The sequence below is a fragment of the Bordetella genomosp. 5 genome, assembly GCF_002261475.1.
Classification (GTDB): domain Bacteria; phylum Pseudomonadota; class Gammaproteobacteria; order Burkholderiales; family Burkholderiaceae_B; genus Bordetella.
In genome coordinates this window covers 475,254-493,894 of sequence record NZ_NEVN01000013.1, presented here as the reverse complement: position 1 = coordinate 493,894, position 18,641 = coordinate 475,254, and the positions used below count along the sequence as shown (strand labels likewise).

Annotated in this window: 12 protein-coding genes; 11 read left to right on the top strand and 1 reads right to left on the bottom strand. The window is 68.7% G+C overall.

Annotated elements, in window-relative coordinates:
- Window positions 1–145 precede the first annotated feature (145 nt).
- The 4 genes from CEK29_RS23190 (at window position 146) to gluQRS (ending at window position 4,999) form a co-directional block, all read left to right on the top strand.
- A complete protein-coding gene (locus CEK29_RS23190; protein WP_094798136.1) occupies window positions 146–1,108 on the top strand; it encodes a TAXI family TRAP transporter solute-binding subunit in 963 nt (320 codons plus the stop codon).
- Window positions 1,109–1,246: 138 nt separating this feature from the next.
- Window positions 1,247–3,268, top strand: coding sequence for a TRAP transporter permease (locus CEK29_RS23185; RefSeq protein WP_094798135.1), 2,022 nt, complete (start codon window positions 1,247–1,249; stop codon window positions 3,266–3,268).
- A 330-nt stretch (window positions 3,269–3,598) separates the two neighbouring features.
- A complete protein-coding gene (locus CEK29_RS23180; protein ID WP_094798134.1) occupies window positions 3,599–4,057 on the top strand; it encodes a DUF494 family protein in 459 nt (152 codons plus the stop codon).
- Between the two features lie 30 nt (window positions 4,058–4,087).
- Window positions 4,088–4,999 (top strand): tRNA glutamyl-Q(34) synthetase GluQRS, encoded by a 912-nt coding sequence (gluQRS, locus tag CEK29_RS23175; RefSeq protein ID WP_094859441.1) that lies wholly within the window; start codon window positions 4,088–4,090, stop codon window positions 4,997–4,999.
- Here the strand turns inward: gluQRS and CEK29_RS23170 are convergent, their stop codons facing one another.
- Window positions 5,000–7,684: a GDYXXLXY domain-containing protein gene (locus tag CEK29_RS23170; RefSeq protein ID WP_094859440.1), complete on the bottom strand. Its 2,685-nt coding sequence runs from the start codon at window positions 7,682–7,684 to the stop codon at window positions 5,000–5,002.
- Between the two features lie 62 nt (window positions 7,685–7,746).
- Here CEK29_RS23170 and CEK29_RS23165 point away from each other — a divergent pair, with 62 nt between their 5' ends.
- From CEK29_RS23165 to CEK29_RS23135, 7 genes are all read left to right on the top strand, one after another.
- Window positions 7,747–10,425 (top strand): DNA topoisomerase III, encoded by a 2,679-nt coding sequence (locus CEK29_RS23165; RefSeq protein WP_094859439.1) that lies wholly within the window; start codon window positions 7,747–7,749, stop codon window positions 10,423–10,425.
- Window positions 10,426–10,788: 363 nt separating this feature from the next.
- Window positions 10,789–11,847 carry an ABC transporter substrate-binding protein gene (locus CEK29_RS23160; RefSeq protein WP_094859438.1) on the top strand — a complete coding sequence of 353 codons (1,059 nt, stop codon included), beginning with the start codon at window positions 10,789–10,791 and terminating at the stop codon, window positions 11,845–11,847.
- 13 nt (window positions 11,848–11,860) lie between these two features.
- Window positions 11,861–12,631, top strand: a complete 771-nt coding sequence (locus tag CEK29_RS23155) for an ABC transporter ATP-binding protein (protein ID WP_094859468.1) — start codon at window positions 11,861–11,863, stop codon at window positions 12,629–12,631.
- A 38-nt stretch (window positions 12,632–12,669) separates the two neighbouring features.
- Window positions 12,670–13,503 (top strand): ABC transporter permease, encoded by an 834-nt coding sequence (locus CEK29_RS23150; RefSeq protein WP_094798706.1) that lies wholly within the window; start codon window positions 12,670–12,672, stop codon window positions 13,501–13,503.
- A 52-nt stretch (window positions 13,504–13,555) separates the two neighbouring features.
- Window positions 13,556–14,347 (top strand): SDR family oxidoreductase, encoded by a 792-nt coding sequence (locus tag CEK29_RS23145; protein ID WP_094859437.1) that lies wholly within the window; start codon window positions 13,556–13,558, stop codon window positions 14,345–14,347.
- A 151-nt stretch (window positions 14,348–14,498) separates the two neighbouring features.
- The gene (locus CEK29_RS23140) at window positions 14,499–15,932 is read left to right on the top strand and encodes an aldehyde dehydrogenase family protein (RefSeq protein ID WP_094859436.1); all 1,434 of its coding nucleotides are present in this window, start codon (window positions 14,499–14,501) and stop codon (window positions 15,930–15,932) included.
- 79 nt (window positions 15,933–16,011) lie between these two features.
- On the top strand, window positions 16,012–18,549 hold the full coding sequence (locus tag CEK29_RS23135) for an ankyrin repeat domain-containing protein (protein WP_094859435.1): 2,538 nt from the start codon (window positions 16,012–16,014) through the stop codon (window positions 18,547–18,549).
- The last annotated feature ends 92 nt before the right edge of the window (window positions 18,550–18,641 follow it).

Sequence of the window (18,641 nt, the reverse complement as noted above, 5' to 3'; positions counted from 1 at the left end):
AACCAGGACGGGGGCAACCATAACTTTGCGGGGTAGGTAGCCTCGCGTAAACGATAGCTTCGCACGAGCGGCCATCATGACAAAATTTTGCGCGTTGAAAGGCCTCCTATGGGGAGAGCCTTTGTCCCCTCCTGGAGAAGCCCTCATGCACCTCAAGACCTGGATCAAAAGCCTGACCCTCGCCGTCGCCCTCGCTGGCGCCGCCACCTCGGTACAAGCCCAGCAATTCTTCCGCATCGGCACCGGCGGCACGGCCGGCACCTATTACCCGGTGGGCGGCATGATCGCCAACGCCGTGTCCCAGCCGGGCAAGCTGATCGCCACCGCCGTCGCCTCGAACGGCTCCGTGGCCAACATCAACGGCATCGTGGGCGGCTCGCTCGAAGCGGGCTTCACGCAATCCGACGTGGCCTACTGGGCCTATACCGGCACGGGCACCTTCGAGGGCAAGCCCAAGGCTCAGGACCTGCGCCTGATCGCCACGCTGTATCCCGAAAGCATCCACCTGGTCACGCGCAAGGGCGCCGGCATCAAGTCGGTGGCCGACCTGAAGGGCAAGCGCGTGTCGATGGACGAACCCGGCTCGGGCACCCTGGTCGACGTGCGCCTGATCCTCGGCGCCTATGGCATGTCCGACAAGGACGTGAAGGCCGAATACCTCAAGCCGAACCAGGCCGGCGAAAAGCTCAAGGACGGCGGCCTGGACGCGTTCTTCTTCGTGGGCGGCGCACCGGCCGGCGCGATCTCCGAGCTCGCCTCGGGCGGCGCGGGTATCGAGCTGGTGCCGCTGGTGGGTGCCGAGATCGACGCGCTGCGCGCCAAGCAGGATTTCTTCACGCCCGACACGATTGCCGCCAACACCTATCAGGGCGTGGGCGAGATCAAGACGATCTCGGTCAATGCGCAGATGGTGACCTCGGCCAAGCAGACCGAACAGACCATCTACGACATCACCAAGGCCCTGTATAGCGACGCCACCCGCAAGACGCTCGACAGCGGTCACGCCAAGGGCAAGCTCATCACCAAGGAAAACGCGGTGAAGGGCGCCGGCATCCCGTTCCATCCGGGCGCCGAGAAGTTCTACAAGGAAATCGGCCTGCTGAAGTAAGCCGCGCGGGCGCTCGATCGCCCCCACGGTAGTCGCGCGGCTCGCCCGCGCCCCCGACGTCCGCTGCCTGGCAGCGGACGTCGCATTGCGCGGCCCCGCCGCGCGAACGGCGCAAGCTGTTCTCCTGAAGATTCCGCCATGGAAATTGATCACGAAAAGACCCAGCGGCTCGCCGAGAAATACGACGCCGAGATCCGCTTTCGCCCGCTCGACAAGACCGCGACCTGGATCATCTCGATCCTGCTCGTCACGCTGTCGATCTTCCATTACTACACCGCGGGCTTCGGCCTGCTGCGCGAGTCCACGCATCGCGGCGTGCACCTCGCCTTCGTGCTCTCGCTGATCTTCCTGGTCTTCGGCTTCTCCAAGGCGCACTACCAGCGCGAGCCGCGGTCGACCTGGTATGCGCCCGGCGGCGTGCCGCTCTACGACTGGATCATCGCCGTCGCGCTCGCGCTGAGCGTGTTGTACATCCCCTACATCTTCGATGACCTGGCGTTCCGCGTCGGCAACCCCATGCCGATGGACGTGGCGATGGGCACGATCCTGATCGTCGGCCTGCTCGAGGCCACGCGCCGTGCGATGGGCTGGCCGCTGCCCATCATCGCGCTGGTGTTCGTGGCCTACGCGGCGTTCGGCCCCTGGTTCCCCGGTTTGCTGCAGCACGCGGGCAACAGCTGGCCGCAGATCGTCAACCACATGTACCTCACCAGCCAGGGCATCTACGGCGTGGCGGTGGGTGTGGTGGCGACCTACGTGTTCCACTTCGTGCTGTTCGGCGTGCTGGCCACCCGCATCGGCCTGGGCCAGCTGTTCCTCGACGTGGCGTCCACGGTCGCGGGGCGCTATGCCGGCGGCCCGGCCAAGGTGTCGGTGTTCGGCTCGGCCATGTTCGGCATGCTGTCGGGCTCGTCGGTGGCCAACGCCGTGACCGTGGGCTCGCTGACCATCCCCGCGATGATCCGCATCGGCTACCCGCGCCACTTCGCGGCGGGCGTCGAGGCGGCCTCGAGCACGGGCGGTCAGATCACGCCGCCCATCATGGGCGCGGCCGCGTTCCTGATGATCGAGTTCCTGGGCATCCCGTATCAGCAGATCGCGATCGCCGGCATCTTCCCGGCCTTCCTGTACTTCTTCGGCATGTTCGTGCAGGTGCACTTCGAGGCCAAGCGCGAGGGCCTGCGCGGCCTGACCGAAGCCGAAATGCCGCGACTGAAGGAATCGTTCAAGAAGCGCTGGCCGACGCTGATTCCGCTCGTGTTGCTGGTCGGCGTGCTGGCCAGCGGCCGCACGCCGTATCTCGCGGCGTTCGCCGGCATCACGGGCTGCATCGTGGTGGGCCTGCTCAATCCGTTCCAGCGCCTGAAATGGCGTGACCTCTACGAAGCCTTCGAAACCGGCGCGAAGTACGCGCTGGCGGTCGGTGCGGCGGCCGGCACGGTGGGGTTGGTCATCGGCGTCGTCACGCTCACCGGGGTGGGCTTCAAGATCTCGTTCATCGTGATCAGCGCGGCCCAGGCGATCTCCGGTGGCCTCGGGGCCGTCATCCCGGATGTCGTGGCCAACGCGCAGACGCTCACGCTCATCGCCGCGCTGGTCATGACCGGCATCGTTTGCGTGCTGATGGGCTGCGGTGTGCCCACGACCGCCAACTACCTGATCATGGTGACGGTGGCCGCGCCGATCCTCGTGCAGCTCGGCGTACAGCCCATCGCCGCGCACTTCTTCGTGTTCTATTTCGGCATCCTGGCCGACATCACGCCTCCGGTGGCGCTTGCCGCCTATGCGGCGGCGGGCATGGCCGGCAGCGACCCGTTCAAGACCGGCAACACCGCGTTCAGGCTGGGTATCACCAAGCTGATCGTGCCGTTTGTGTTCGTGTTCTCGCCGTCGCTCCTGATCTCCGTGCAGGGCTTCACCTGGTACGACTTCTTCGTGACGTTGTTCGGCTGCATGGTGGGCCTGGTGTTGCTGTCGGCGGCCTTCTCGCGCTACTTCCTGGTGCTGATGAAATCGTGGGAACGCTGGGTGTTCACGCTGGGCGCGTTGCTCACCATCATGCCCGGGGTGACCAGCGGGTTGGTGGGGCTGCTCATCAGCACGCCGGTGTTCATCAACCAGTATCGCCAGCTGCGCCTGGCGCGCGTCGCGCCCGCCTGACGCCCGCGCCGGCCCCGCCCCGGCCGCCGGGCTGCCGCGCGATTGAGCGGTGGGCCGTGGCCGGTGGACGGTTGGGCGACAGGCGGCCACGGACCGGCCCTCCGCAGCGCAGCCCGGCAATCGGGGCCGCAGCCCAAAAGCTGCGGCCCTTTTTATCGCGGGGAGGGGTCGCGCATGACCAATAACACCGTGCCGCGGGCGCAACGTTCAGGGGAAATCCCCTCGGGGGACGCGGTTGCCGCGGTCCGGGTTTCGGCGTACAGTAAAATCACGTTTGCTGGTCTGCCGATATGCGGGCCGACTGTGCAAACAGGCACCCTGAAGCGCCATATGTTCGATATCCTGGTTTATCTGTTCGAGAATTACTACACGCCGCAAGCCTGTCCTGCGGCCGACGTGCTGGCAAAGCGCCTCGCCGCTGCCGGCTTCGAGCACGAAGACATCGACGACGCGCTGGGCTGGCTCTACGGGCTGGCCGAAACCACCGAGCGTTGCGTCGAGCTCGCTCAGGCGCCCGTCACCGGTACCCGCATCTACACCGATGCCGAGTACCAGCAGCTCGGGACCGATTCGATCGGCTTCATCACCTTCCTCGAGACCGCCGGCGTGCTGCCCGCACCGCTGCGCGAGATCGTGATCGACCGCGCCCTGGCCTCGCCCGAAGCGCCGGTGTCCCTCTCCAAGATCAAGATCATCGCGCTGATGGTCCTCTGGAGCCAGGAAGCCGAGATCGACAACCTGGTGCTCGAAGAGCTGCTCGACGACGAAGCCGGCCGCCGCCTGCATTGAGCAGGGCGTCCACGCCCGCCCGCGCCGTCCGTGATCGTCACGTCATCCGCCGCCACGCGCGGTTCCGCTGTCCCCTATGTCGGGCGCTTCGCGCCCAGCCCGAGCGGCCCCTTGCACGAGGGGTCGCTCGTGGCCGCTCTCGCGAGCTGGCTCGACGCCCGCGCGCACGCGGGCCGCTGGTTGCTGCGCATCGAAGACGTGGACACGCCGCGCACCGTCCCGGGCGCCGATCAGGTCATCATGGATCAGTTGCGCGCGCTGGGGCTGCACTGGGACGGTGAGGTCTGGTGGCAATCGCAGCGTTTCGACGCCTATCAGGCCGCCTTCGACGCGCTTGCCGAGCGCGGCCTGATCTATGGCTGCGGCTGCACCCGTCGCGAAATCGCCGACTCGGCCCTGCGCGGGCCGGCCTCGGCCGATGGCGAGCGCCCCTATGCCGGCACCTGCCGCCACGGCCTGTCGCCCGGCCGCAGCGCGCGGGCGTACCGTGTGCGCGTGCCCGACGGCGTGGAAGCCTTCGAGGATCGCTGGCTCGGTCCGCAGACGCAGGATGTCGCGCGCGCCGTCGGCGACTTCGTGTTGCGGCGGGCCGATGGCCTGTGGGCCTACCAGCTCGCGGTGGTGGTGGACGACGCCGCGCAGGGCGTCACCGATGTGGTCCGCGGGGCCGACCTGCTGTCATCGACCGCGCGTCAGCGCGTGCTGTGCCGGCTGCTGGAGGTGCCCATGCCGCGCATGATGCACGTGCCGCTCGTGACCGATCCGGCATCCGGGCTGAAGCTCTCGAAACAGAACAACGCGCCCGCGCTCGACCTGGCCGATCCCCTGGCCACGCTGCAGCGCGCCTGGCAGCGCCTGGGTTTCGAGGCCATCTCGGCCACCAGCGCCGCGGATTTTCTTGCGCGTGCCCAGGCGCCCTGGCGCACGCGCTTCCCGCGCTGATCAGAGCGGCTTCAGGTCCTTGTCGAGCATGCGCACCAGCAATGCGGTGCCGCTGCCGTCGTAGCGCACTTCACCGAAGCGCGCGGCCTCGTAGCGGGGCGCCTCGCCCTCGGGGAAGAAATACGCGTCGGTCACGATGCGCACCCCCATCGGCCGCACGCGATATCGCAGCACGATCTCGTCCTGGGCCGACGGCGCCTTGCCGTCCTGCACGCGCAGCACCTGCGCCACGCCGCGATCGTCGGCCTTGAGCACCACATAGCCGTCGGTGCGCAGCAGCCCGCCCGGCGCCTGCGTCTCGGAGGCGGGCAGATCCCCGCGCAGACGGTACACGTCGTCACCGGCGGCAAAACGCAGTGCCATGTAATCGCCCTGCATGATCGAACGCGGGTCGACCGGCGCCAGCGCCAGGATGGCCACGCGACCCTGCGCCAGCAGCTGTTCCCGCTGCCAGATGCCGTAGTTGGTCAGGCCGAGCACCAGCACCAGGCCGCCCAGGATCACGGCGCTGCGCCAGCGCAGCCCGCCGGGAATGGGCCCGCGCGGCGCGAGCGGCGCGGGGGCCGTGCGCATCCAGCGCGGCAGCAGCCACACCAGCAGCCGCATCACCAGCAGCAGGCCGGCCGCGCCTGCCAGCCAGATCGCCTTGTCCAGCAGCGGCACGTCGAGCTGGTAGTAATAGAACATCAGGTAGCTCAGCATGGCGAGCACGCCGAACACCGTCAGACGCGGTTTGTTCAGGCCGAAGCCCAGCAGGAGCCACGTGAGGGCGAAGGCGATACCGGGACTGGGCAGCCAGAACAACGCCAGCACCAGCAGGCCCAGCGGCACGCCGAACACCAGCGCGCGCGTCAGCACGCGCCGACGCGGCCACAACACCCACAGCGCCGCGATCACGGGCAACAGCGCGCCCGCGAGGCTCAGGAGGGCCGTCTGCGGATGCAGGCTCCAGAGCGACGGAAACTGCCGCAACGCCACGCCGCCGGCCTGCCAGACCACCGCCTGCACGGCGATAACGAGCGCCCAGCCCATGGGGTCGAGCACATGCGAGCGCCGCTTGAAATGCCGGTCGGCGCAGAAGGCGACAGCGGCCCACCACGCGCCGATCACCGTGACCGGCAGCCAGATGAACGTGGCGCGCAGCATGTCGAACGCGAAAAACAGTTCGATCATGCCGTCGCCCATCACGTTCGGGCGCAGCGCCTCCCACAGCAGACCGGTGCCGCCGAACGCCATGATCCAGGTGCTCAGGAAGCGCAGCAGATGATCGGGGGCGGCCACGTAGATCACGGCGCCCAGCACCAGCAGCGCCAGGCAGGCGCCCGAGAACGAGGTGCTCTCGCTCAGGCCGTACATGATCATGATCTGGCCGGCGAAGGCGGAGGCGATCGCGCATTGGCGCCAGAAGGGGCCCGCGTCGGTGCGCAGCACCGCCACGCCGCCCGCGCACAACACCAGGCCCACGACCAGGGCGCCCTCGGCGCTCATGACGATGCCCGACAGCGCAAGGAAAGCCAACAGCAGCAGGGTGGAAATCCAGGCCGACAAGCCGAGCAGGCCCTGGATGTACCACGGGGAACCGGCATGGGCGTCGTCCGGGCTGTCCGAGAGCGCGATGACCGGGGCATCGGCCGCGGCCGGTTCGACGGCCAGGCCGGCCGATTCGCCGGCGGGCTCCGCGTCGGCGGCGGTCGCCAGCGCGGCATCCGCGGCGACGGCGGGATCACGCACCACGCCGCCGGAAAGCGGCGCGGGCGTGCGCTGGGCCAGCCGGCGCAGCCAGCGCGCCGCCCAGACCGCCTCGGCCATCAGCAGGCCGGCCAACGGCAGCAGGGCCCACACGCCGGGCTCCAGCCGCACCAGCCACTCGCCCACCATGCGCAGCGACACACCGATCACGCCAGCCGCCAGGACGGCCAGAATGACCAGGTCCAGGCGCACCCGCTGATAGTAGTAGCCGAGGCCGCCGGTGATGGCGAGCCAGGCCAGCAGGATGTACATCGTGTGGCGCGAGCGCAGGCCCAGGAACAGATCGCCCAGGATCAGGCCCGACACCAGCACGCCCACGGCCAGCAGGACCAGCACGCGCGGCCCGACCTTGGTGCTAAGGTGATGGCGGCGCGCGGCGAGCTCCCAGCCCGCCAGCAGCACCAGATTGAGCAGGGCCATGACCAGGCTGGGGAAGCCGGCGCCGTCGAACGTGGTCCACCAGGAAAACACCTGTTCGCCCAGCCAGAGTGCCACCGCCAGGTTGAGCACCAGCACCCACAAGAGCCACAGCACCTGGCTGGCGGCGGCGAGGCACCACGGAATCAGCAGGGCCGCCCAGAGGGCGAAGAGTTCCCACGTGTCGGCCCCGGTCTGGTAGGTTTGACCCACGAGGGCGAGCAGGGCGCCCAAAAACAGCCCTGAGAGTGTCAGGACGGCGCCGGCGACCCGGCGCCGGGTATCGGGGACGGCTCGAAGCCGTAGCCGCAGCCAGAGGGCCGCCAGCGTCGAGACGATCAGCAGGCCCTGCGCCAGCGCGAAACGCTGGGTCGTCGAGAGGCCCTGCCAGTTTGCTGCAACGCCACAAACCACGGCGCTGCCCAGGAGCAAAACGCCCAGCCAGAGGGTGGTTCGCGCAAGAAATCCGCGCCAGGCGTGCAACTCCGATCCCGCGTGTCCATTGGTGCCGACTTGCATCTCGCGAATCTCCCCTCTTATCATCCGCGCTACTACGGCGGGACTGCCGCCACTGGAAACACATGAACAAAACGCTGATTATTGCCGAGAAGCCCTCGGTAGCCCTCGATATATCACGCGCCCTGGGAGGCTTTGCGCGCGAGGGCGACTATTTTGAAAGCGAACGTTACGTGCTCGCGTCCAGCATCGGGCATTTGCTCGGTCTCGTCGCGCCTAACGATCCGGTCAAGGGAAAGTGGAGCTTTACGCACCTGCCCGTGATTCCGCCCGCTTTCGAACTGGGTCCGACCGACAAGCGATCGGCCGAACGGCTCAAGCTGCTCGTCAAGCTCGTCAAGCGCAAGGACGTCGATGCGATCATCAACGCCTGTGACGCGGGACGAGAGGGCGAGCTGATCTTCCGCTACATCGTCCAGTACGCGGGCGTGAACAAGCCGATCCAGCGCCTGTGGCTGCAATCCATGACCCAGGCGGCCATCCGCGAGGCCTTCGCCAACCTGCGCGACGACAGCCAGCTCAAGCCGCTGGAGGCCGCCGCACGTTCGCGCGCCGAAGCCGACTGGCTGGTGGGCATCAACGGCACGCGCGCCATGACGGCCTTCAACAGCAAGGACGGCGGCTTCTTCAAGACGCCGGTGGGCCGGGTGCAGACCCCGACGCTGGCGATCGTGGCCGAACGCGAAAGCCGCATCCGTGCCTTCGTGCCGCGCGACTACTGGGAAGTGCATGGCACCTTCGTGGCCGCCGCGGGCCTGTACCAGGGCCGCTGGATCGACCCCGACTTCAAGAAAGACGAGCGCGACCCCGAGAAGCGCGAATCGCGCCTGTGGTCGCTCGCGGCCGCGCAGAGCGTGGTCGCGGCCTGCCGCGATCAGCCGGGCGCCGTCTCCGAAGAATCCAAGCCGTCCACGCAGATGTCGCCGGCGCTGTACGACCTAACGTCGTTGCAGCGCGAGGCCAACGGCCGCTTCGGCTTCTCGGCCAAGACGACCCTGGCGCTGGCGCAAACGCTGTACGAGCGCCACAAGGCCCTGACCTACCCGCGTACCGATTCGCGCTACCTGCCCGAGGACTACATCGCCACGGTGCGCGAAACCATGCAGGTGCTGGCCAAGGGCGGCTCCAATGCCGTGGGCGGGCTGGCGCGTCACGCCTCCACCGTGGTGGAGCAGCAGTGGGTCAAGCCGAACCGCCGCATCTTCGACAACAAGAAGGTCTCGGATCACTTTGCCATCATTCCCACGCTGCAGGTGCCGCACGACCTGAGCGAAGCCGAAGGCAAGCTCTACGACCTGGTCCTCAAGCGTTTCCTGGCGGTGTTCTTCCCGCCGGCCGAGTTCCGCGTCACCACCCGCATCACCGAAGTTCAGGGCCATCGCTTCAAGACCGAAGGCAAGGTGCTGGTATCGCCGGGCTGGCTGTCGGTCTACGGCAAAGAAGCCCAGGGCGAAGACGCCAATCTGGTGCCGGTGGCGCAAGACGAGCGCGTGCGCACCGAAGATGTCGAGGCCGTCGGCCTGAGCACCAAGCCGCCGGCGCGCTACAACGAAGCCACGCTGCTGTCCGCCATGGAAGGCGCCGGCAAGCTGGTCGACGACGAAGAATTGCGTGAGGCGATGTCCGAGCGCGGCCTGGGCACGCCTGCCACGCGCGCGGCGATCATCGAAGGCCTGCTCAACGAAAGCTATCTGCGCCGCGAAGGCCGCGACCTGGTGCCCACCGCCAAAGCGCGCCAGCTCATGACGCTGCTGTCGGGCCTGGACGTGACCGAACTCACCTCGCCCGAACTCACCGGCGAGTGGGAACACAAGCTCAAGCAGATCGAGCAGGGCGCGCTCGACCGCGAGGCCTTCATGCGCGAGATCGCGCAAATGACGCAGGTGATCGTCAAGCGCGCGAAGGAATACGAGCGCGACACGGTGCCCGGCGACTACGCCACCCTCAAGACGCCGTGCCCGAAGTGCGGCGGCGTCGTGAAAGAAAACTACCGCCGTTACGCCTGCACCAACTGCGATTTTTCGATCGGCAAGCATCCTGGCGGCCGCACCTTCGAGATCCCCGAGGTCGAAGAGCTGCTGGCCAAGCGCGAGATCGGTCCGCTGCAAGGCTTCATCAGCAAGATGGGCCGTCCGTTCGCGGCCATTCTGCGCATCAGCGGTGAAGACAAGCTCGAGTTCGACTTCGGCCAGAACGACGAAGAAGACAACGAGCCCGTCGACTTCAGCGGCCACACCACCGTGGGCCCCTGCCCCAAGTGCCAGGCGCGCGTGTTCGAACACGGCATGAGCTACGTCTGCGAGAAATCGGTCGGTCCCGAAAAGACCTGCGACTTCCGCTCGGGCAAGGTCATCCTGCAACAGGAGATCTCGCGCGAACAGATGAGCAAGCTGCTCGAGGCCGGTCGCACCGACCTGCTCGATGGCTTCGTGTCGAGCCGCACCAACCGCAAATTCAAGGCGTTCCTGGTGCGCCAGCCGGATGGCAAGGTGGGCTTCGAGTTCGAGCCGCGCGGCGACAAGCCGGCGCGTCCGGGCAAGACGGCCGGCAAGACCGCGACCAAGACCGCGACTAAAACCGCCACCAAGACCGCCGCGAAGAAGGCGCCGGCCAAGAAGGCGGCCGCCAAGAAAACGACCAAGACGGCGGCCAAGAAAACCGCGACCAAGACGGCCACCAAGGCAGCCACCAAGACCGCGGCCAAAACCGCGGTCAAGAAGGCAGCAGCCAAGAAAACCGTCTGATTGCTGTGCACGCGCATCGGCGCGCCGGGCCTTCGGGCCGGGCGCGCCGATTTTTTTGCGCCGCGCGCACGACCGATGCCGCCGCGGCACCGGCCGCCGCGGCTCCGGCCGCCGCGACATCGACCCATTGGCATCGGCCGCCGCGACATCGAACGCGGCTGCGTGTGAGGTCGCGGCCGACGCCGCGGCCACCGTCATGCGAGGCGGTCGCTGTCCTATTTTTGGCAAGGGATCCGTGCGCCCCGACGCGCGGCGCGTGCGCCGGCCCGTGGACAGCGGGGCGAAGATTTTGGCCCTCGCGCCCGGCCTGCGGTATCGTTGCCGTCAAACGGCTTCTCTACAACGACACTCGTCGAGGATGACATGACTTTTCGCTTGCCCCCGCATGGCGCCCAGCGGCGCCGCCTGCTGGCCATGGGCGCCGGTGCCGCCGGCCTCATCCTCGCCCCCGCGCTCCGCGCCCAACCCCGTCTCACCCGCGTGGCCTATGGCCAGGGCAGCATCGACCCCTTCTTCGCCGCCGGCTATGTCGCGCTGAAGAAGGGCCTCTTCGAAGCCGGTGGCCTCGACGTCGAATACCTCAACTCGCAAAGCGGCCCCCGCACCAATCAGCTGCTGGCCGCCGGCCAGATCGTGTTCGGCGCGACCGCCGCCACCGCCGCGCCCGCGCTCACGCTGGCGGGCAAGCCGGCCGCGCTGGTGTTCGGCTTCGATCGCAAGCTCACGTATGCCAACGTCATCGTGCGGCGCGAAGACTACGAGAGCGGCAAGGTGCGCGAGATCAAGGATCTCGCGGGCAAACGCATGGGCGCGACGCAACCGCAGTCCAGCACGTGGCTGATGGCCAAATACCTCACCGAGAAGGCGGGCGTGGGCGATCGCGTCGACATCCGCCCGCTGGGCGATCTCGCGACCATGCTGGGCGCGCTCAAGACCGGCTCGGTGTCCGCCAGCATGGCCACGATGTCCATGATGGAACAAGCCCAGGCCGAGGGCTGGGGCGTGCCGATCTTCGACGCCACCGCCGACGCCACGTGGCAGTCGTTCATGGGTGGCGATGTGCCCGGCATTGCGGCCCTGGCGCTGCGCGACACCATCGAAAAGCGGCCCGAGATCGTGCAGGGCTTCGTGAGCGGGCTGGTCACGGCCCAGGCGTTCATCAACGCCCATAGCGCGGCCGAGGTCACCGAGCTGATCTACGCCGACTACCTCTCTGCCTTCGCGCGTCCCGCCGTCGAGAAGACGATCGGCGTGTATCAGCAGTCGGTGTTCCTCAAAGACAACATCATCACGCCCGAGGCCTACGGCCGCATGACCGGCATCATGGGCGACGGCCGCCAGTTCTCCAACGAAGAGCTGAAAAAGGCGCCGTACGAGACCTGCGTCGACATGCGCTTCGTGCGCCAGGCCCGTGGCGGCTGACCCCGTGCCGGCCATGATCACGCTGGAACACGTCGGCAAGGTCTATCACAGCCGGCAGGGCACGACGCATGCCGTGGGCGATGTCAGCCTCGACATCGCCCACGGCGAATTCGTGTCCATCGTCGGCCCCTCGGGCTGCGGCAAGAGCACGCTGCTCAATATGATCGCGGGCTTTTTCGCGCCCAGCGCCGGCAGCATCCGCGTCGACGGCAAACCCGTCAGCGGCCAGGTGCCGCCCGCGCTGGGATACATCTTCCAGAAAGACACGCTGCTGCCCTGGTACACCGTCGCGAAGAACGTCGCGCTGGGCCTGCGCTTCCAGGGCGTGCCGGAAGCGCGCATCGCCCCGCGCGTGCGCGAGCTCCTCGAACTCGGCCATCTGAGCGACTTCGCGCAGGCGTATCCGCATCAATTGTCGGGCGGCATGCGCCGGCGCGTGGCGCTGCTCATGAGCCTGGCCGTGGAACCGCGCATCCTGCTGCTCGACGAGCCCTTCGGTGCGCTCGACACCCACACCAAGACCCACCTGCACCGCGAGCTCTCCGAGATCTGGCGCAAGCTTGGCCAGACCGTGGTCATGGTGACCCATGATCTGGACGAGGCCATCACGCTGTCGGATCGCGTGATCGTGCTGTCGGGCACGCCCAGCCAGGTGCTGCTCGACGAGCGCATCACGATCCCGCATCCCCGCGATGTGTTCACGCTGCGCGAGACGGCGCAGTTCACTGCCCACGTGCAGAGTCTCTGGGCCGTGCTGGGCCAGCAGTTCCGCGCGGCGGCCTGAGCCTTATGTCCAATCCCGATCTCTCGCATTCCGCCACGATGTCGTTGCAGGCGCAACTGCGTGCCGACCGCCAGCAGGCGGCCCGACGCCGCCTGCGCGTGACCTTCTGGCAGCTCGCCATCCTCGCCTGTCTGCTCGGCGCCTGGGAAGGCCTCACGCGCATTCCGTGGTTCGTCCAGAACACGCTGTTCGATCCCTTCTTCATCAGCCAGCCCTCGCGCGTGGCCGTGCGGCTCTGGCAGTGGGTTCAGCCCGGACCGCAGTCGGTCTGGCCGCACCTGTGGCTCACCCTGCAGGCCACCATGGTGGGCCTGGTCGTGGGCGTGGGTAGCGGTTTCGCGGTGGGCCTGGCCCTGTCGCGCAATCAGTTTCTGGCCGACGTCTTCAATCCCTACATCGTGGCCTTCAACTCGATGCCGCGCATCGCCTTCGTGCCGCTCATCACGATGTTCTTCGGCCTGGGCCTGGCGTCCAAGGTCGTGACCTCGTGGTTCGTCGTGTTTTTCCTGGTGTTCTTCAACACCTACAAGGGCGGGCGCAGCGTGGAGCGCGAGCTGGTGGACTTCTGCCGCACGCTCGGCGGCTCGCCGCGCCAGATTCTGTGGCGTGTGCGCATTCCGACCGCGGCCGCCTGGACCTTCGCGGCGCTGCCCAACGCGATCAGCTTCGCGCTCATCGGGGTGGTGCTCGCCGAGTTCGTGGGGTCCACCACCGGCATGGGCTACCTGATGATCACAGCCCTGGCCACCCTCAATGCCACCGACATGTTCGCGGCCGTCACGCTGCTGTCCATCGTGGGCATCGTGCTGGTTTATGGTGTCACCTGGTTAGAGCGTAGACTCTTGCATTGGGCTCCCGAGTTCCGCCAATAGTCTGCCTCGGCCCGCACCCGTCCGTCCCCGCCTTTCTTCGTCTCGATCCGTCATGTCCGCAGCCGCCACCGACTCGTCCTTCCTGCAACAGTTTTCGCTCGCGGGGAGGGTGGCGCTCGTCACCGGCTCGGCGCGCGGATTGGGCTGGTGCATCGCGCAGGCGCTGGCCGAGTCGGGCGCGCACGTGCTGATCAACGGCCGCAACGGCGCGGCCGTCGAGGCGGCTGTCGCAGCGTTGCGTGAGCGGGGTCTGGCCGCGGGCCCGGCCGTGTTCGATGTGGCCAACGACGACGCCGTCGAGGCTGCCTTCGCCGCGATCGACCGCGACCATGGCCGGCTCGACATCCTCGTCAACAACGTCGGCGCGCGCAACCGCAAGAGCCTGGCGGACGCCAGCCCCGCGGAAGTGCGCGAGCTGATCGAGACCGATCTGGTGGCGGGCATTCTGATCGCACGCCAGGCCGCCGCCCGCATGACGCGTCACGGCTACGGCCGCCTGATCGCCATTACGTCGGTGGTGGGCGAGCTGGCCCGCCGCGGCGATGCGATCTACCCCGCGGCCAAGCAGGGCCTGACCGGCATCATGCGCGCGCTGGCCCTCGAGCACGGCGCGCAGGGCATCACCAGCAACGCGATCGCCCCCGGCACCTTCGCCACCGAAACCAACGCCGCCATGGTGGCCGACCCGAACATCGGGCCGGTCGTGGCGGCACGCAATCCCACGGGCCGCTGGGGCCGTCCGGAAGAGATCGCCGGCGCGGCGGTCTTCCTGGCGTCGCCCGCGGCCTCGTATGTCAATGGTCACGTGCTCGTCGTCGACGGAGGTCTGTCCGTTCAGTTCTGAGCCCGTACCGCGCCGGCCTCGCCGGCATCACGGTCTGCATGCCGGCCCGAGGAGACAAAGCCCGTTGCCGCGCCAAGACCGGGCCATGCATGCATGGCCGCGTTTGTTTCGCTGTCGCTTTGTCCAATTATTCTCATAGAGGTGGTCCAGCATGAAGCAGCACTTTATCGACAACCGGTCCGTGGCCGGATCCTCCGGTGAATCGATCCCGGTGATCGATCCGTCCACCGGCGAGACCTTCGATCAACTGGCGCGTGGCACGGCCGCCGACATCGACGTCGCGGTGCAGGCTGCGCGCCGCGCCTACGACGGCGCCTGGGGCAAGCTGAGCGCGGCCGAGCGCGGCCGCCTGATGCTCAAGCTGTCGCTCAAGATCCTCGACCACCACGACGAGCTCACGCAGATCGAGTCGCGCGATTGCGGCAAACCGGTGAAGCAGGCCCGCGCCGACGTCACCGCCGTAGCGCGCTATTTCGAGTTCTACGGCGGCGCGGCCGACAAGCTGATGGGCGAGACCATCCCGTATCAGGCGGGCTATACCGTGCTGACGCTGCGCGAGCCGCACGGCGTGACCGGCCACATCGTGCCCTGGAACTACCCGCTGCAGATCTTCGGCCGCAGCATCGGCGGCGCGCTGGCCGCCGGCAATGCCTGCGTGGTCAAGCCCGCCGAAGACGCCTGCCTTTCGATCCTGCGCGTGGCCGAGCTGGCCGCCGAGGTCGGCTTCCCGGCCGGCGCGCTCAACATCGTGACCGGCTATGGCCATGAGGCGGGCGACGCGCTCACGCGCCACCCGGGCATCGATCACATCTCTTTCACGGGCTCGCCGCGCATCGGGGTGCTGGTCACCCAGACCGCCGCCGCACGGCACGTGCCCGTCACGCTCGAGCTCGGCGGCAAATCGCCGCAGATCGTCTTTGCCGATGCGGATCTCGATGCGCTGGTGCCGGTGGCCGTGAACGCGATCGTGCAGAACGCCGGCCAGACCTGCTCGGCGGGCAGCCGCCTGCTCATCGAACGCAGCATCTACGACAAGCTCATGGATCGCCTCGCCACGGCGTTCTCCGCCCTGCGCACGGGTGCCGGCTCGGCCGACCTGGATTGCGGTCCGCTGATCCGCCATACGCAGCTCGAACGCGTGCAGCGCTTCCTGCGCGACGCCGAGGCCGAAGGTATCGCCAAGGTCGCGCAGGGTCAGGTCGCCGACGACGCGCCCAAGGGTGGCTTCTATCAGCCGCCCACGCTGCTGGGCAACGTGCCGGTCGATCATCGTCTGGCACAGGAAGAAATCTTCGGGCCGGTGCTCGTGACGATCCCGTTCGACGACGAGGCCGATGCCGTGCGCATCGCCAATGCCACCGAATACGGCCTCGCGGCCAGCGTCTGGACGCGCGACGGCGCGCGCCAGCTGCGGGTCGCGCGCAAGGTGCGCAGCGGCCAGGTGTTCATCAACAACTACGGCGCGGGCGGCGGTGTCGAGCTGCCCTTCGGCGGCGTGAAGGCCAGCGGCCACGGGCGCGAGAAGGGCTTCGAGGCGCTGTACGCGTTCACGGTGCTCAAGACGGTCGCGATCAAACACGACTGAGCGACGCCAGCCACACAGCCCCGCCCCCCGCGGGGCTGTTTCATTCGGGCGGGCGGTCTCAAGGGCATAATGCGTCCCCATGACCTTGCCACGCCCCTCGTCCGTCCGCACCCGCCTCGCCGCCTGGCGCACCGCGCTGGCCGCCATGTTGCTCGCCACCGGTCTCGGCCTGCTCGGACCCCAGGCGCGGGCCTTCGACATCGGCGAGGTGGTCAACCACGCCCGCCTCTCGTCGTATCCGATGCGCGCGCCCGAGGTGCTCGTGAGCGGCAGCGCGGGGCGCGACGGCGCCGAGCTGGTCACGCGGTTCGGCAATCTGCTGTATGTCTACAACTACCGCGGGCCGGGCGCCAGCGCCACGCTGCAGTCGCGCTCGCAGGCCCTGGTCATTCCTCCCGAACAACTGCACGGCGCCGCCGGCGAGTCGCTCGATGTCGGCCTGCTCGGCCCGTTTCCCGATCGCAGCCACTGGCTCAGCTACCGGCCGCGCGGCTCGAGCCAGGACCTGGAATATGCGTTCTATGTGGCGCCCGACGGCACGGCCGCGCGCGTGGAACGGCGGCCGGCCGACCTGACGCTGTACGTGCCCGCGGCCTGGGACGACGCCGCGCGCGGGCAGGCACTCGCCGCGGCGCGCACCCGTCTGTACGGGGCAGGCTCCCTGGCAACGCGTGTCGTGGCGGTGCCCGCCGTCGATGCCGAAGCGACCTTCGCGCGCCTGCACGAGGCCGCTGCCAGAACGCCGCGGCGCGACCGCGCGGCCTTCGCTCCGCGCCTGGCCGAACTCTCGGCGTTCGCCGCCACCATCGACCTGCGCGATCTCGACCCGCAGCAGCGCGATCCCGCCACCCTGACGCGCATCAACGATCTGGGCTTCTGGCTGGGCGAAGCGAGCCAGCTGTCGTCGGCACCCAGCGCGCAGGCGGCGGCCGATGCGGCGGCCGCCGATGCGGTGCTAGGCGAAGTCCTGCGGCGCGACCCCGCGCGTGAACCCGCCTACCTGAACCGGGCCGATGCCCGCATGCAGCGTTCGCGCGGCATGCGCGACGCGGCGCTGCGCGACTACTACGCCAGCGAGGCGCGCGAAGACTACCGCCGCTATTGCAGCCGGCGCCTGGCCGCGGGCCAGACCGTGCCCTCCAATATCGCCGAGCGCATCACCCGCGCGCTCGACGTGAAAGCCGTGGACGCCGCTGCCTGCCGGCCGCGCCACGTGCTGCACGCCGCCATCGCGGCGGGCGACCGTGCCGAAGTGCAGCGACAGCTGCAACGGGGTCAGGATCCCGCCGAACCCGATTCTCACGGCCGTGTCCCGCTGCTGCTCGCCGTGCGTCAGAACCACCCCGACATCGTGCGCGACCTGCTCGCGGCCGGTGCGAAGCCGGTGTCCCTCCAAGGCACGTCGCTGCTGCCCTCCGCGCTGCCGCCCGCCGGCCCCGCGGGACTCTCCGACGCGCACTACGACATCGCCCGGCAGCTGCTCGCGGCCGGCGCCGAGATCGACAGCCGTGATAACGACGGCAACACGCTGCTCATGCAACGCGTGCGCTACAGCGCGCGCAATCGCGGCACGATCGAATTCCTGGTGGAGCAGGGCGCCGACCTCGGCGCACGCAACAAGCGCGGCGAAAGCGCGCTGCAGGCCGCGCTGCTTTCGGCCGAGACCCGCTGGCTGGTCGACCTGATGTTCGCGCGCGGCGTCAGCCCCGACACCGCCTACATCCAGCTGTATTACGGAGCCCGGCCCGTGTGGCTCACGCCGCTCCAGGCCCATCTGCGCGAATACCCGGGCCCGCTCGCACCCGGCAAGACGCCGCGCGTGCCGCCGGCCGTGACGCTGCTGCTGGACCACGGCGCCGACGTCTCGCTGGGCGGGCTGGGCGCGGCGGACAAACAGGTGCCCCGCAACGGCCTGCAGGCCGCGCTCGAGTCCGCAGCGATGCATGCCTCGCCGGCATTGATCGCCCAACTGCGCGAGCGTGCGCAGGCACCCTTCGAAGCGCTGGATTCGCAGCCGCTGCAACGCGTGCTGCGCAACTGGAACGATGCGCGCCGCGAGGCGGCACGGGACGGCAACGCCCCTGAGTGGGATGCCGTCTACGCACAGTGGCGCGCCACGGCGCTGGCGCTGCGCGAGGCCGGCGTGCCGCTGCAGGACACGCGCACGTCCGTCGAGGCCATGCGCTACCGCCTGCCGCCGCTGGCCGTGCCGTGGCTGCCCGACGAGCTCTATGCCCACTGGCTGAACGAAGGCGCGGACCCGGCCGAACGCGCGGGAGTGGAAGTCTCGAACCTGGGCCTCCCCTGGCCGGCGGCATTGCCGCTGCTCAACATGATGCAGCTCGGCCAGGATGCCAAAGTGGATCTGCTCCTGGCGCAGGCGGCGCGGATGGTGCGCGATCCGGTGCGCTGCGGCGCGACGGTGGCCGACATGATGGCGTGGCAGGTGGCGCAGGACGGACCGCTCGGCCCCGCGCAGGCGCGTGCGCAGACGCGCGTGCTGGACGCGGCGCGTGCCGCGCCCTCGTGCGATCTGGAGCAACGCGCCGCGCTGCGCGGCTACGAAAAGGAAACCGCCCGCACGCTGCTGGCGCGGGCGGGTGTGACGTGGCGTTGAACGAAGCCTGTCACGGGCGCCAGCGCCTCGTGGCCGCTGCGTGGCGCGCCGTTAGTTACGCGCCGTTAGTTACGCGGCGTTCCGCACGCTGC

Bases quoted from the DNA above. Each gene is read 5' to 3' on its own strand.
- CEK29_RS23150 (WP_094798706.1), top strand. From the start codon at position 12,670: ATGTCGTTGCAGGCGCAACTGCGTGCCGACCGCCAGCAGGCGGCCCGA.
- CEK29_RS23160 (WP_094859438.1), top strand. From the start codon at position 10,789: ATGACTTTTCGCTTGCCCCCGCATGGCGCCCAGCGGCGCCGCCTGCTG.
- CEK29_RS23135 (WP_094859435.1), top strand. From the start codon at position 16,012: ATGACCTTGCCACGCCCCTCGTCCGTCCGCACCCGCCTCGCCGCCTGG.
- CEK29_RS23140 (WP_094859436.1), top strand. From the start codon at position 14,499: ATGAAGCAGCACTTTATCGACAACCGGTCCGTGGCCGGATCCTCCGGT.
- CEK29_RS23145 (WP_094859437.1), top strand. From the start codon at position 13,556: ATGTCCGCAGCCGCCACCGACTCGTCCTTCCTGCAACAGTTTTCGCTC.
- CEK29_RS23185 (WP_094798135.1), top strand. From the start codon at position 1,247: ATGGAAATTGATCACGAAAAGACCCAGCGGCTCGCCGAGAAATACGAC.
- CEK29_RS23170 (WP_094859440.1), bottom strand. From the start codon at position 7,684: ATGCAAGTCGGCACCAATGGACACGCGGGATCGGAGTTGCACGCCTGG.
- CEK29_RS23180 (WP_094798134.1), top strand. From the start codon at position 3,599: ATGTTCGATATCCTGGTTTATCTGTTCGAGAATTACTACACGCCGCAA.
- CEK29_RS23190 (WP_094798136.1), top strand. From the start codon at position 146: ATGCACCTCAAGACCTGGATCAAAAGCCTGACCCTCGCCGTCGCCCTC.
- CEK29_RS23155 (WP_094859468.1), top strand. From the start codon at position 11,861: ATGATCACGCTGGAACACGTCGGCAAGGTCTATCACAGCCGGCAGGGC.
- CEK29_RS23165 (WP_094859439.1), top strand. From the start codon at position 7,747: ATGAACAAAACGCTGATTATTGCCGAGAAGCCCTCGGTAGCCCTCGAT.